The sequence below is a fragment of the Mucilaginibacter sp. genome, assembly GCF_965225845.1.
In the GTDB taxonomy this organism is placed as follows: domain Bacteria; phylum Bacteroidota; class Bacteroidia; order Sphingobacteriales; family Sphingobacteriaceae; genus Mucilaginibacter.
Map to the genome: position 1 here is coordinate 1,764,147 of NZ_CBDDBL010000002.1, position 12,683 is coordinate 1,776,829.

Consider the following 12,683-nt stretch of genomic DNA (forward strand, 5'->3'; position numbering starts at 1 on the left):
TTGTTAATGCGTTACAATAGCCGACCAGTAATGCCCAAAAACAACAACAGACAGGAAGTATCCCAATGCAACGTTTACAACAACTCCTAAAGTGAATGCGGCAAATGGTTTGAAACCTGTGCTTGCAAGATCGCGGAAGCGTGTTGTAAGCCCAATGCTTAAAAAGCTAAACGTGAACGCCCATGTACGTAATGCGGTAATCGGCAAAATGAGCGATGGCTTAACTAATGTGTTATAGTTAGCCAATGTATTGCCATGAACGATCAGCGTTGTTAGTATCGAAGCGATCAGGAAACCGATCACGAATTTTGGGAAGCGCCACCAGATTTGCCCTACCTGTACTTTTGAATTGGTTTCGTTACGTTCCCAAACGGTTACTGAGATCAAGGCCAAAACAAACGACCAGATCCCGATCCATATATCACGGCCAATAACTTTGATTAATGTATATGCGGCAAGTGCCTGGTCTGCTGTTCCGGCTATCCCTATGTGATGGCCTGCCAATCCGCCGTATGATTGTGCAGCCGCTAAACCTGCAGCATCTGCAAATTCCGATGTTCCTATCCAGGCACCGGCTACGCCAGTAGGCAAGCCAAGTGCGCGGCAAACCAATGGCAACACAAAAATTAACACGATTGCCCACAATACCACTAAACTGATGGCTATAGGCGGATGCTCTTTTTTAGCCCTGACAGCACCTGCCACAGCAATGGAAGCCGATACACCGCATACTGCGCCGCCAGCGCCTAATACTGCTGCAAGCCTGTGATCTAACCCAAGTTTACGTGCTGTTAAAAAGATCACAAAAAAAGTAACTAATGAAACGATGGAAGCCTGTAAAATTGCTACCGGACCAGCCCATATGATCAGCGTAAAAGGTAAGGTGGCGCCTAATAATACGATGCCCAGTTTAATGTAAAACTCTACCCGGAAACTGGCATCCAACCAACGTGGCAAGCCTATCAAGTTGGAAATGATGAGCCCTGCGAGCAAGGCTACCAAAGGCGGTTCCAAGTTATATTTATTGGCCTGACCCCAGTTACCAACGGTGTAAATAATGGCCGACAGCACAAAAATAAAAATGAATGATGGGATAAATTCCCTGGCTTTTTGCCCGATGAATGTTGCTACGGTTGTAAATAGCACCAGGAATGCAGCTAATAAAGCGACATACTTAATACCATTCTTTGAAAATTGCGTACCAAGTTGCGACAAGGTGGACCATTTGCCGGGTGCCACCGCGATCCACGAAATGCTGGAACCGGACAGGTAAAAACCGTAGGCCACAGCCACGATAGCCAGGCCGAGCCAAACTGCCCACCAGTCTTCCTTTGCCCACCAACTGGGGTTTTTCAGTTGTGTTGTTTCAGTAATTGTTGTTGCCATATCAATTTAAATTATGTAAGGTTATTTTTGCTAAGATTTTTTTGCGGCGTATTATAAGCCATTGAGGTAAGCTGTAATAAGCTATAGTTGTTATTAGTTACAACAACACACAAAACACACACTTTGACAAAGTGCAGTTGGGTTAATAATAAGTCCTCTTTTTTGAGTAAAAGAAGTTGGCATTGTGTTAGTTTTTAATACATTGTAAATATAGAGAAATATAAACTATATTTCCTATAGACTATATATTATTTTAAGATGACATCTATGTAAACAAAAAATGCTGCTTGTTAGGCAGCATCTTCATATCGATCATTATAAGTATTATTTGTATTGCTCGTCGGTAACATGCTCCATCCAGTCAACCGGTGAACCGTTCAATTTTTCCTGTATAGCAATGTGGCTCATGGCGGTAGTAGCGGTTGCACCATGCCAATGCTTTTCATTCGGCAAAAAATACACAACATCGCCCTGAAAAATATTTTGTTTGGCTTCACCTTCGCGTTGTATCCAGCCAGCACCTGCGGTAACAATTAATGTTTGCCCAAAAGGATGTGTGTGCCATGCAGTACGTGCGCCGGGTTCAAATGTTACTAATGCCATAGCAACGCGCGATGGTTCCGGTGGGTTAATCAGCGGATCGATCCTTACTGTGCCTGTAAAATATTCTGCCAGGCCTTTGCCCGATGGTTGTGAACCATTACGTATGATTTCCATATTGATTTTTGTTATTTACAACCTTGTTATTGATTTAATTTTCAATAAATTAACTCAATTTCCATTCCGGCCGCTCAAAGTGGCATGTGTAGCCATAAGGATATTTCTGCAGGTAATCCTGGTGTTCCTGTTCGGCGTTCCAGAAATCAGTAACGGGCACTACTTCGGTAACTATTTTGCCGGGCCATTTGCCTGATGCTTCCATTTCGGCAATTAAAGTTTGTGCCATTTCTTTTTGTGTATCATCAGCATAAAAAATAGCCGAACGGTATGATGTGCCAACGTCATTCCCTTGCCTGTTGCGGGTTGTAGGGTCGTGGATCTGGAAAAAATATTCCAGTAATTTCCGGTAGGATAACACCGACGGATCAAATACCACTTCAATACCTTCGGCATGTGTACCGTGGTTACGGTACGTTGCATTTTTTACATCACCACCGGTATAACCAACCACAGTTGATATTACGCCCGGCAATTGCCTGATCAGTTCTTCTACTCCCCAAAAACATCCGCCGGCCAATGTTGCTTTTTCAGTACTCATAATATTTTTGTTGTATAAGATCAACGTATCAAGTTGATAAAAAGTTTGCAATTACAAATGTGTAAGTATTAACCAATATTAAATAAGAAATAGAAATTGATAAAATTAAAACGTTTGTTTCAGAATTTCTTTATCTTTGTGTTAGATAAAATATTAATGGCAAGGAATGTTGAGTTTAACGAAGATGAGGCTATTCAAAAAGCAATGGAAGTTTTTTGGAAGAAAGGCTATAGTGGTGCTTCGCTTCGTGATTTAACCGATGCCATGAAAATTAACAGCAGCAGCCTATACAATACTATTGGCGATAAACATGAACTTTTTGCAAAATGTATTAAGCATTATACCGAAAGCCGCATGCAGGAAGCAAAGAAACGTGCTGAAAGTGCGCCCTCTCCTTTTATTGCGTTAACAAATTTTATTAATGATGCAGTTGATGTTATTATTAACGATAACAGCTGTATGGCTATTAAAACAACATTTGAGATTGCCGCTGATGACGAAAGTATACAGGCTATTTTGAAAGCTGATAATGACTTTACCAACGATCTGTTACGATCGCTGATCACCAAATCCATTGAGAAAGGCGAGATCTATAATGAAGAAGACCCTGAGTTACTCGCAGACTATTTTATCAGCACCTGGACCGGTTGGTTTGAATCGTATATACTTCATAAGGACCCTGTGAAGATCAAACGCATGGCTCAGTATTTTATTAAACAACTCTCCCGTTAATTTTTTTTGCTTCTAATCTGAAACAATCAATACAGAATTAATATCGCTTATTTTGAAACAATCAATTCATAATTACATAAATGGAAAACAAACAAAATCAAAACCTTACATTGGAAGGTAAAATTGCTTTAGTAACAGGTGGCACAAAAGGAATTGGAAGGGCAATAGCCGATAGGTTAGCACAAGCCGGCGCTAAAGTTATTATTTCAGCGAGAAATGATCCTGCTGAAGCTGATTTGGAACATCATTTTATCGCTGCGGATTTAACTAATCCGGAAGATGTTTCTAAGTTGACAAAAGAAATCAATGATAAATTTGGTGGAGTTGATATCCTGATCAACAATGTTGGCGGCTTAACCACGCCGGGCGGTGGTTTTAGTACCTTAACTAATGAACACTGGGAAAGCGAATTACAACTGAACTTGCTGTCGGGAATACGGTTAGACAAGGCATTATTACCTAAAATGATCGAGCAGAAAAGTGGTGTGGTTATTCATATTTCTTCGGTAGCAGCAAAACAAGCTTTATGGAACCTGAATTTAGCTTATGCTGTTTCAAAAGCTGCATTAAATGCATACAGCAAGGCTTTGGCTACCGAACTTGCCGGTAAAGGCATACGTGTACTTACTGTTTCTCCCGGAGCAACCAAGACACCGCCAATGGAGAAATTTGTAGCAGATTATGCTGCATCAGCAGGAATTCCACTTGAGGAAGCTTTTCAACAATTAATGAGCCAGGTTGGTGGGATACCAATGGGCAGAATGGCTGAACCTGAAGAAGTTGCCGAACTGGTTAATTTCCTGGTTTCACCTGCTGCTGGTTATTTAACCGGCACAATTTATGCAATTGATGGCGGTAGTCTTCCTGTTGTGCAATAATAAATATGCTCCACTGGTTTTCTCAAAAATCAGCGGAGCATATTTTAAATATTTGCTTCAACAGGCGACCAGCTTAAACCTGTATACCTATTATTATCTAAATGCGAATGATGTACTAAAAACATGCTATACAAATATTGCGCTTGCTGCCATTTGGGGTATAATTCATTTTCCCCTTCGGGTTGAGCCGCACGTTGGGTTTTATTATATGCCGAAAAACCTTCCATTGTGCCCATGTGAACCAATTGAAACTTTGATCCCTTATATTGTTCACTTAAGCTAACCAAATCATTAGGACTAACGCTAAAACTGGCAATGTGTAAGTGCCGCGGCGCAGTGTGATCAAGCGCAACCATAGCCGTAAAAGCAGCAGTATCATCCATCGTAGTGAAATCAACTTTCCAGTCAGCCTTATCATCATAATAAGCAACAGTTTTTTGCTGCACATTAAAAAGCGGGGTATTGTAACGCAGGATATCTGCAAAAGCGCCGTTGAATATGGACGTAGCCTTTATTGTGCTTTGATCAAGATTTTGATAAAACTCTTTTCTCAGATCAAAATTTCTGTTCTCTCCAACGGGAATCATGGTGAAATTGGAAGAAAAGTCCGAAGGAATAAAACGGGGAACACCGGCTGCGATAGCTGCATTTAACAGTTTGGTTTGCGCATCTACAATTACGCTATGTAAACCTGCGACAGCTGACACAATGCATGATACGCCTTTACATGAGTTAATTAGTTGCTGTTCGTAATCCAAATCGACTTTGAAAATTTTAACGCCCATTTTTTCAAGGGTATCTACTTTTTCCTGCTTACTCCCTTCACGAACAATTGCCCTAACCTGTGCTTTTCTTTTGATTAATTCCCGGCAGATTTTTTGTCCGAGGTTTCCTGTAGCGCCTGCTACCAATATTAAATTTTCCATTTGGTCATTATTGTTGATGATGCAAAGCTAAGAGAGTAATAGTTGGTAAAAACTACCATATGGTAGTTAATCAATTTTACTTGATGTTTTTCCTGATGCGGCTTAGGGCGTTTGGAGTGATACCTAAATAAGACGCAATCTGTTTGACAGGGATCCGTTGTATCAATTCTGATTTTTCCAAAAATTCCAGGTAGCGCTCTTCTGCCGATAAGGTTTGAAAGCTAATGATCTGATCGATCATGCGTACAGCCATTGCTTCCCAGGTTATTCTTCCAAACTCCTGCCAGGCTGGAAATTGTTGATACAGTTTTTCCATTTTTGGTTTATCAATATAGATCAGTTCCGTATCTTCTATTGCTTCAATATTAAACCTCGTCGGTTTTTGAGGATTAAGGCTGGATATTTCTGTAAAAAAATCATTTTGAAAAACCACCAATGCAGTAAGTTGGTGATCAAATTCCCCAAAAAAGAACCGAAGCGCGCCTGATTTAACATAATGATATTGGTTAGCTATTTGTCCGCGCTTTAAGATCAGCTGACCTTTTTTAACTTGTTTAACCTTAAAATTTGATAAAATGACATCCAGTTCTGATTCCCTTATCGCAATTTTTAATTTTATAAAATCAGCAAAACATTTCATTTATCAAGTTTAAACTCCTCTAAATTAAAATAAGTTAATACATTAAATGCAATGTAAATCCTAATAACTATTTACAATACATAAATAGCCATAAATAATCCTACTATTTCTGCTAATGGTACATTGCCATTTAAGTAGCGCGTATGTTTCTTTGTATAATTACATCACACTTAAAAACTCAAAATGAGAATAATAACACTTGAAGAACATATTTCTTTCCCCGAGATGGCTGAAAAAATACCCAAAGCAGCCTTAGGTGGGTTTGGGCAGTCGCCGGTTATGCAACGTATAGCACCAAAACTGGCCGATATTACCGGGGAACGTTTACAATCAATGAACGATACCGGAATTACCATGCAGGTACTTTCAGTTGATAGTTCAGGCGCTAACCTATTAAGCTCTGAGCAAGGCCCGGCATTTGCAACTGAATACAATGATCTTATCGCTCAACGGATAGTGGGTTTTGAAGACAGGTTTACGGCGTTTGCTCATTTACCCATGACTGCTCCGCTTGCCGCGGCCGATGAACTGGAACGCGCCGTAAAGCAATACAACTTTCGCGGTGCGATGATCAGGGGAGTTACACAAGATAAATTTTTAGATCAACCCGAGTTTGCACCCATATTTGAGCGCGCCGAAAAGCTGGATGTGCCAGTATACCTGCACCCCGGTTTGCCACCTAAAGGGATAGCTGATATTTATTACAGTGGCTTGCCTAACCATCCTGAAATGTCGGAGGCTTTGGCCTGTTACGGTTGGGGATGGCATTCAGAAACCGCGCTTCATGTTTTACGACTGCTATTTTCCGGGGTATTTGATCAATATCCCAAGCTAAAACTCATCATTGGCCACATGGGCGAAATGCTGCCCATGATGATGGCGCGATCTGAAAAAGCCTTTAAACCCGGCAATGGCGGTGCAAACCAGCGTTCGTTGCCTGATACATTTCACGATCAGGTACACATTACCACAAGCGGCTTTTTTACACAGCCGCCGTTAAAAATAGCACTAGATACTTTTGGGATTGATAATATGATGTTCTCTATTGATTACCCGTTTAGTACCAACGAAATGGGTATTGAATTTTTGAATGCAATAGACTTACCTGAAGATAAACTGGAACAACTGTCGCACGGTAACGCTGATAAATTATTAAAGTTGAAAACGACGTTATAAAAAGTTGATAAGCCTATAATTAAAAAGAGCGGCAGGAACTGATCCTGCCGCTCTTTTTTAATTTAAAGTATACTACCGACTGCCGCCCGGAGGGGTTGACGGGCTGCTTGATGGTGCAGGAACTCCCCCGCCTGAAGATGTACCACCTGTTCTTGCCCCGGTAGATGAACCGCTTGTCCTGCTTTGTGAAGTTGAACTACTTGTTCTGCTGCCGGTAGATGAGCTGCCGTTCCTCCTTGCTGATGACCTGTTACTGTTTGTTGTACTGCTTGCCGACGACCTGTTAGACATACCCGAATTGCCCATTCTAGTGCTGGTTGCCGAACTGTTTACATGGCTTGTACTCCTTAAAGCTGTACCATGTGTAGCGCTGCTTGTGCTGGTTCGGGGGTTATTGGTTTGGGTTGATGAACCGGTGCTTTGTGACGAACGGCCAGTGCCCGCGCCACCGCCTGACGTCGCGCCGCCGCTGCCACTTCCTGTACCTCCACCGCCTGATCCTGTTTGTGCATAGGCACCTTGATATGTCCACGCAAATGCTGTGATTATGATCACCATGAATAATCTTTTCATAAATTTATTTGTTTGCTTATATTAAACTCAACAAGTAAAAATGCTACTTGTTTTCTTTATAAGATAATAAATAAATTATGGGTTTATTATTATTGAATTCCTGTAAGGGATTATAAAGCTGATCGACTCAATAAAATTATGACAAGGTTCATTACCTTTTATGTTAACCCGCAAAAGTTCGCGCAGTTTAACAAAAGAATTATATGGCCCTACAGCTAAAGTGGCGTTAACGAGCCAGCTGGGTATACTTCCGCCGGGGTCAACGCTAAAAACATAGTCAACCTTTAATTTGTTGCCGGGCGCTTGGGTAACATGCCAGGTTGCTAATGAGTAGGGCACCCTAACATAATCATTGTTTTGAGGTAAGTAATCAGGAATGCTTTTTGCCTGGATATTTAACATATCAGGGGTTGAATTAATATCAAGTTCAACTATCAGGTCCCTGTCTTTTATAGGCCAAGGTAAGCGCGATTGTGTGTAGTAAATAACCCGTTTTGGGTCCACCGTTTTTAAAACCACCGACTTTTTGTTGGAGAAAACCCATTTGCTGTAATTAGGGATATCCTGCAAAATGCTGATCAATTCCTTTTTGGTCGCGTCCAGCATGCAGAGCACCCTCAGTTCTTTTAAATTACCGGTGGCTGCATTTCGGGTGTAAACTTCAATACCGTTCTCATTTTTCTTCAGCTCCCAACCGGTTTGTGCAAAAGACGCTGAAAGCCCAGACAGCAATATGGTAAAAATGGAAAGTATTTTTTTCATCAATATACCGGTATTTTATACAAAACATTCTACAATGCTGTGAATCAAGTATTAAAGCATATTAAGCATAGTATTAACTTAAATGTTTATAATAAGTTATTTATGTTATAATTATTTTTAACAATTCGGTTAACGATGCCAGCTGATAAAAAATATTTTTATCGCTATCTTTCTAATGCTGCCCATTTTCCGCTTCAAATGAGCAATTTCCAGATCATACTCATCTAAATTAAACTGCAGGAAATTACCGGCCTTTCAATCTTACCCAAGCAAACATTTTCGGCACATAGTGCTGCTGTTGCTGCGTTGTTTTACCTGTTTAAAATATCGGGTGCCGCGCTAGGTTTGGCTTTTGCAGACAGCGAAGGTGCTGTCGACAAAATTCAGTGAATTTTATGATTAAATCTCCACTATAAAAGTCCATTTAAAACGAAAACGGAAGCCTCCTCTTGCGATTTGAACTTCCGTTTCCAAACCCCTCGCCAGCCATAGCTGTTAAGGAGCATCAAGTTTTGTGTAAACTAACCGACCTGATCTTGTCATTGTTAGTTGCTGACGCTGATTAATCTTTATTCTCGCGAATGCCAATTTATCAATTGTTTTGCTCCTGCGGACGTCTGCTGTTATCCCTACGGAAAATACACTGTCTTTATTCTTCTCACTTTTAAACTGCCATTGCCCTCGCGGGTAAGGTTAGTGTAATTCGAATGCTGACCTGTCATTATCCTGTGGATATCAACTCTGTCGTTATTCGCACAACGCTGATGCATCTTTATTCTTTCGAATACCGAATTATCATTGCCTGCTAACGCTGATTGCTTCATGGTCATTATGTCAAACTGCTATTCTTCGTAAAGTATTGCAGCATCTATAATACCTTTGAATTACTTTCCCGGTAAATCGATTTCTCAATTTTTCCGTTAAGTAATGAGGCACATCCCTGATCTTTAGTTCGCCCGAAGGGTCACCCGAATTCAGTTTGTGTATCTCAAGGCTGTCAAAGTACGTCGTTCTTGATGATTTCAATATCGGGACACAATCATGATTTAGCAAGTATTTTTTTTAGTTTTTATTAACAAGTTTTTAACAATTAATTAATTCATATAAAAACTACATATCAGCTGTATTACAGGTATATAAATTAATTACAATTAATGCTTATTAACTTTATCCACAATTATATTATCCACAAATTGCGGCAGAATTAAATATTTTCTTAATCTAAAAAATTCTTAAAATTAACAGATCATTAAATTTTCTCTGTTAAATGCTTCCAATATCGCTTAGGAATATGGCGTAAATGAAGTTTAGTATTTTTCCTGGCGGGGATATTCACACTGGTAAAGTAATTCTTCCATAGATTTTGGTAAATGCTTTCATCCTCACAAAAAGCAGCAATAACATTACCCGGATTTTTTACTGCTGAAAATTCTAAGGAAATAAATTCGGTATCGTGCAGATCATAATACAAACCATAGTTGCGTTTGATATCATAAATTATCCATTTCTGATCAGCATATCTGTTCTTAAAATGTTTGATAAGCATCGGCAATACATTAAAATCAGGCTGAACAGCAGCATAAAAAGTTTCATCCTTTAATTTTTGAAACCGAACGAAAGCTTCCATCCTATGCCGCTCGCGGCGCATCATGTTAAAAATCTCCGATACGCGCAATACATATTTATTGCCGTAATCTTCTTCAATGTTCCGGTCGCTGTCAAAAGCATAACGGATATAGCCAACAATTGTATTATCATCATTCTCAAGTTCGGCCATATGGGCAATGTATAATCGCTGCACACCAATGGCCGACACTTTCTGCTTTAATCCTTTCAATACTCTGCCCGCCCGCACTTCATCTGTAATGACCTTTACCAAGTCTTCAAATAAAGCACTGGTGTAAAACTCACCTTTTACCATTTTCACATGCGTCAATCTACGGTCATAGATCTCGAAAATTGCGCTCAGCAACCCTTCAAAAGTACCATCATATATCAGCCTGGTCATAATCTTAGAAAATACTTAGTTGCGTAGTAGCATTTTTAAGATACTTACTTTTTGATTCAGCAAGTATAAACTGTTTAATATTAGTACCGGTCAGATCGCGGCGCTCAAACTCGTTGCTTTTACAGGTAACAAAATATTTAGCCCGGTTTATAGCTACGCCTATCTTTTTAAGCTGATCCCAATTGAGCTTGGCAAACTTGCGCGCGCTCACAATTTTTTGTGCCGATTGCATACCAATACCCGGTATGCGCAAAATCATTTGCAGGTCAGCCTTATTAATATCAACCGGAAAAGCCTGCATATTTCGGATGGCCCAGCCCAGTTTCGGGTCAATATCCAGATCCAGCAAAGGTTGATCATTATTTACGATTTCGTTCACTTTAAAACCGTAAAAACGTAGTAACCAATCTGCCTGGTAAAGCCGGTTTTCGCGAACCATAGGTACGGATGTATTCAAAGCAGGTAAACGCTTATCAGCCAAAACCGGCACATAGCCAGAATAGTAAACGCGTTTTAAATTGAAGTTTTTATAAAAGTAATTCGCGGTCTGCAGTATTTGGTTATCATTTTCCGGCGTAGCGCCAATGATCACCTGGGTGCTCTGCCCTGCCGGGGCAAACATTGGCGCTTTTTTAAATAGCTTTTTTTCCTCTGTCCGCTGAATGATCTCCTTATTCAAAAACGCCATTGGGTCGATCATATCCTGGCGGTTTTTATCGGGGGCCAACAATTTTAAACCCGCTTCTGTAGGCATTTCCAGGTTTACGCTTAAACGGTCGGCATACAAACCTGCCTCGCGCATTAATTCATCACTGGAACCGGGGATAGATTTTAAATGAATGTAACCGTTGAAATTATGTTCTGTCCGCAATTTTTTGGCGATGCGCACTAAACGCTCCATGGTATAATCAGCGTCCTTAAAAATACCAGAGCTTAAAAATAATCCCTCAATATAATTGCGGCGATAAAAATTGATGGTCAGGTCAACTACCTCCTGAACCGTGAATGCTGCCCGTTGAATATCGTTTGTTTTACGCGAAACACAATAAGCACAATCGAAGATACAATGATTGGTTAGCAATATCTTTAATAGCGATACACAGCGCCCATCCTCTGTATAACTATGGCAAATTCCATTACTTGCATTTCCTAAACCTTTATTCTCGTTTTTACGCTTACTCCCGCTCGATGCGCATGAAACATCATATTTGGCAGCATCCGCCAAAATGTTTAATTTCTCCGTTATTCTTGCCTCATCCATTATTTTCAAAAATACTAATATTTTTAGTAATTTGAAATTATAACTAATAAATTATTTACAACTTGGAGGGATATTATTTCTTTCCTACAACATTTAATATAACCCAACTGGTATGCTTAATGCCCAGTGTAGAGCCCGGCGTCGCAGCCATGTAGGCTTTTAAATAACCGGCAATTATCGCTTTTATTGTTTTGATGGTAGATTCCCTGAATTCAGGCATGATATAATCTATAGACCTATAGAAGGTTATCTGTCCTTTAGCATCTACACAAACCCAAAACGAATAGGAAAAATCTTCATAAGCTTTGTTTATGGTGATATTAAACTCCGGATCCATATAATAATCTGATGCATCATAATTATTGGATATATCCGGCTTAACATTTACCCTGTCAATAGTTAAAAGCGAATTTAAACTTTTCAATTCCACCGGTTGCCGCCCTGCAAACGCACTATCCGGATTTTTTTCCGCAACAGCCGCCTTATGTTCAATAAATAAGGTGTCGCGCCTGTCGGGCTTGCCTAAAGTTTGCGCATCTGTATGCAATACATTCTTCAGATATTCATTAGAATAAAAAGTCATATAAACTAAGGAATGTTTCATGTGCAAGGTATCACCCTGAACTTCGAGCACCTGTAAAACAAGGCTATCCTTGCTCATGTGCTTCATTTTGAAATAGGAACGGGCAACATTGAAGATGGAATCCGGCTCTAAAAAAACCAGAAAATTGATGAAGGCTTTTTTATCCGGGCTCCAAACACTGGCTGAATCATTAGTAAGAAAGGTGATCTTATAACCTGGCTCGGCCTCAAAACCATTTTTATCAAAAGACAACCCATTAGCCATCCTGCGGCGCACCTCAGTAAAATTAATTCCGGCTATTGATTTGAACGACAACGGGGCAAGCGGCTTTTTAATATTATTATGTACTTTAGAACGATTGCAGGAAACAAAAAACATTGTTGCTAATATCACCCATAAAAAACTGGTTATATTTATTTTTTTAGTTAGACTGAAATTCATTTTTTATACAACGCGATACTCTTAATTAATATAACGCAATATATGGGAAATTCGTAATT

General features: G+C 39.9%; 14 protein-coding genes. 3 read left to right on the forward strand and 11 right to left on the reverse strand.

Features of this window, described 5'->3' with window-relative positions:
- Positions 1-3: 3 nt before the first annotated feature.
- The 3 genes from ACYZ0U_RS11815 to msrA all read right to left on the reverse strand — a co-directional run bounded on the left by ACYZ0U_RS11815 (position 4) and on the right by msrA (position 2,644).
- Positions 4-1,386: a YeiH family protein gene (locus ACYZ0U_RS11815; protein WP_461452457.1), complete on the reverse strand. Its 1,383-nt coding sequence runs from the start codon at positions 1,384-1,386 to the stop codon at positions 4-6.
- Positions 1,387-1,710: 324 nt separating this feature from the next.
- Entirely contained in the window at positions 1,711-2,103 is a 393-nt protein-coding gene (locus ACYZ0U_RS11820; RefSeq protein ID WP_461452459.1) for a (R)-mandelonitrile lyase, read from the reverse strand.
- 49 nt (positions 2,104-2,152) lie between these two features.
- A complete protein-coding gene (msrA, locus tag ACYZ0U_RS11825) occupies positions 2,153-2,644 on the reverse strand; it encodes a peptide-methionine (S)-S-oxide reductase MsrA (protein ID WP_461452461.1) in 492 nt (163 codons plus the stop codon).
- 156 nt (positions 2,645-2,800) lie between these two features.
- On the opposite strand from msrA, the gene ACYZ0U_RS11830 reads away from it, so the two are divergent.
- Both ACYZ0U_RS11830 and ACYZ0U_RS11835 read left to right on the forward strand, forming a co-directional pair.
- Positions 2,801-3,376, forward strand: coding sequence for a TetR/AcrR family transcriptional regulator (locus ACYZ0U_RS11830; protein ID WP_461452463.1), 576 nt, complete (start codon positions 2,801-2,803; stop codon positions 3,374-3,376).
- 80 nt (positions 3,377-3,456) lie between these two features.
- Positions 3,457-4,254 carry an SDR family oxidoreductase gene (locus tag ACYZ0U_RS11835; RefSeq protein WP_461452465.1) on the forward strand — a complete coding sequence of 266 codons (798 nt, stop codon included), beginning with the start codon at positions 3,457-3,459 and terminating at the stop codon, positions 4,252-4,254.
- Between the two features lie 44 nt (positions 4,255-4,298).
- Here the strand turns inward: ACYZ0U_RS11835 and ACYZ0U_RS11840 are convergent, their stop codons facing one another.
- Together ACYZ0U_RS11840 and ACYZ0U_RS11845 are read right to left on the reverse strand one after the other, a co-directional pair.
- Entirely contained in the window at positions 4,299-5,180 is an 882-nt protein-coding gene (locus tag ACYZ0U_RS11840) for an NmrA family NAD(P)-binding protein (RefSeq protein WP_461452467.1), read from the reverse strand.
- Between the two features lie 76 nt (positions 5,181-5,256).
- Positions 5,257-5,820, reverse strand: coding sequence for a Crp/Fnr family transcriptional regulator (locus tag ACYZ0U_RS11845; RefSeq protein WP_461452469.1), 564 nt, complete (start codon positions 5,818-5,820; stop codon positions 5,257-5,259).
- A gap of 183 nt (positions 5,821-6,003) precedes the next feature.
- Here ACYZ0U_RS11845 and ACYZ0U_RS11850 point away from each other — a divergent pair, with 183 nt between their 5' ends.
- Positions 6,004-6,996 carry an amidohydrolase family protein gene (locus ACYZ0U_RS11850; RefSeq protein ID WP_461452470.1) on the forward strand — a complete coding sequence of 331 codons (993 nt, stop codon included), beginning with the start codon at positions 6,004-6,006 and terminating at the stop codon, positions 6,994-6,996.
- Between the two features lie 72 nt (positions 6,997-7,068).
- Here the strand turns inward: ACYZ0U_RS11850 and ACYZ0U_RS11855 are convergent, their stop codons facing one another.
- From ACYZ0U_RS11855 to ACYZ0U_RS11880, 6 genes are all read right to left on the reverse strand, one after another.
- Positions 7,069-7,569 (reverse strand): hypothetical protein, encoded by a 501-nt coding sequence (locus ACYZ0U_RS11855; protein WP_461452472.1) that lies wholly within the window; start codon positions 7,567-7,569, stop codon positions 7,069-7,071.
- A 75-nt stretch (positions 7,570-7,644) separates the two neighbouring features.
- The gene (locus ACYZ0U_RS11860; protein ID WP_461452474.1) at positions 7,645-8,331 is read right to left on the reverse strand and encodes an START domain-containing protein; all 687 of its coding nucleotides are present in this window, start codon (positions 8,329-8,331) and stop codon (positions 7,645-7,647) included.
- Between the two features lie 629 nt (positions 8,332-8,960).
- A complete protein-coding gene (locus tag ACYZ0U_RS11865; RefSeq protein ID WP_461452476.1) occupies positions 8,961-9,155 on the reverse strand; it encodes a hypothetical protein in 195 nt (64 codons plus the stop codon).
- Between the two features lie 425 nt (positions 9,156-9,580).
- The gene (locus ACYZ0U_RS11870; protein ID WP_461452478.1) at positions 9,581-10,339 is read right to left on the reverse strand and encodes a TIGR03915 family putative DNA repair protein; all 759 of its coding nucleotides are present in this window, start codon (positions 10,337-10,339) and stop codon (positions 9,581-9,583) included.
- Positions 10,340-10,343: 4 nt separating this feature from the next.
- A complete protein-coding gene (locus tag ACYZ0U_RS11875) occupies positions 10,344-11,600 on the reverse strand; it encodes a putative DNA modification/repair radical SAM protein (RefSeq protein ID WP_461452480.1) in 1,257 nt (418 codons plus the stop codon).
- A gap of 73 nt (positions 11,601-11,673) precedes the next feature.
- Entirely contained in the window at positions 11,674-12,624 is a 951-nt protein-coding gene (locus tag ACYZ0U_RS11880; RefSeq protein WP_461452482.1) for a hypothetical protein, read from the reverse strand.
- Positions 12,625-12,683: the final 59 nt, after the last annotated feature.

Bases quoted from the DNA above. Each gene is read 5' to 3' on its own strand.
- msrA (WP_461452461.1), bottom strand. From the start codon at position 2,644: ATGAGTACTGAAAAAGCAACATTGGCCGGCGGATGTTTTTGGGGAGTA.
- ACYZ0U_RS11820 (WP_461452459.1), bottom strand. From the start codon at position 2,103: ATGGAAATCATACGTAATGGTTCACAACCATCGGGCAAAGGCCTGGCA.
- ACYZ0U_RS11845 (WP_461452469.1), bottom strand. From the start codon at position 5,820: ATGAAATGTTTTGCTGATTTTATAAAATTAAAAATTGCGATAAGGGAA.
- ACYZ0U_RS11870 (WP_461452478.1), bottom strand. From the start codon at position 10,339: ATGACCAGGCTGATATATGATGGTACTTTTGAAGGGTTGCTGAGCGCA.
- ACYZ0U_RS11860 (WP_461452474.1), bottom strand. From the start codon at position 8,331: ATGAAAAAAATACTTTCCATTTTTACCATATTGCTGTCTGGGCTTTCA.
- ACYZ0U_RS11880 (WP_461452482.1), bottom strand. From the start codon at position 12,624: ATGAATTTCAGTCTAACTAAAAAAATAAATATAACCAGTTTTTTATGG.
- ACYZ0U_RS11855 (WP_461452472.1), bottom strand. From the start codon at position 7,569: ATGAAAAGATTATTCATGGTGATCATAATCACAGCATTTGCGTGGACA.
- ACYZ0U_RS11830 (WP_461452463.1), top strand. From the start codon at position 2,801: ATGGCAAGGAATGTTGAGTTTAACGAAGATGAGGCTATTCAAAAAGCA.
- ACYZ0U_RS11850 (WP_461452470.1), top strand. From the start codon at position 6,004: ATGAGAATAATAACACTTGAAGAACATATTTCTTTCCCCGAGATGGCT.
- ACYZ0U_RS11815 (WP_461452457.1), bottom strand. From the start codon at position 1,386: ATGGCAACAACAATTACTGAAACAACACAACTGAAAAACCCCAGTTGG.
- ACYZ0U_RS11840 (WP_461452467.1), bottom strand. From the start codon at position 5,180: ATGGAAAATTTAATATTGGTAGCAGGCGCTACAGGAAACCTCGGACAA.
- ACYZ0U_RS11865 (WP_461452476.1), bottom strand. From the start codon at position 9,155: ATGAAGCAATCAGCGTTAGCAGGCAATGATAATTCGGTATTCGAAAGA.
- ACYZ0U_RS11835 (WP_461452465.1), top strand. From the start codon at position 3,457: ATGGAAAACAAACAAAATCAAAACCTTACATTGGAAGGTAAAATTGCT.
- ACYZ0U_RS11875 (WP_461452480.1), bottom strand. From the start codon at position 11,600: ATGGATGAGGCAAGAATAACGGAGAAATTAAACATTTTGGCGGATGCT.